Source organism: Massilia scottii (assembly GCF_030846495.1).
In the GTDB taxonomy this organism is placed as follows: Bacteria; Pseudomonadota; Gammaproteobacteria; order Burkholderiales; family Burkholderiaceae_D; genus Telluria_A; species Telluria_A violaceinigra.
Map to the genome: position 1 here is coordinate 1 of NZ_JAVCWM010000083.1, position 541 is coordinate 541.

1 protein-coding gene is annotated in these 541 nt (G+C 65.2%); it reads left to right on the top strand.

The window, feature by feature from the left end; all coding sequences use genetic code 11:
- Positions 1-541, top strand: a 541-nt coding sequence (locus tag RBA41_RS33385; protein ID WP_445352079.1) for a flagellin N-terminal helical domain-containing protein, incomplete at both ends; no start/stop codon positions are given.

A 541-nucleotide genomic window follows, 5' to 3' on the forward strand; every position in this document is an offset into this window, starting at 1 on the left:
GCGCCTGTCGACCGGCTACCGCATCAATTCGTCGATGGACGACGCCGCCGGCCTGCAGATCGCCACCCGCCTGAAAGCCCAGACCAGCGGCATGGCCGTTGCGATGCGCAACACCCAGAACTCGACCTCGATGCTGCAGACCGCCGAAGGCGCGCTCGACGAAGTGAGCAACATGGTGGTGCGCATGAAGGATCTGGCCACGCAAGCAGCGGACGCCTCCTCGACCGCGGCCGACAAGACCGCCATGCAGTCCGAGTACGACGCCCTCGGCAAGGAACTGAGCAATGTAATGACCAACACCACCTTCGGCGGCGCCAAGCTGCTCATCGGCGGCACCATCGCTTCCTCGATGACATTCCAGATCGGTTCGAGCACCAGTGAAAAAATGACGGTCAACCTGGCCACCGACGTGACCGCCCTGAACACCGCCATCGGCGCCACCAGCGGCACCTACACCGTGCCGGGCACCCCAGGCACCGAACTGACCGCCACCGCCAACGCCACCATCGACCTGCTCTCGACCGCGCTGGCCTCGATCGGC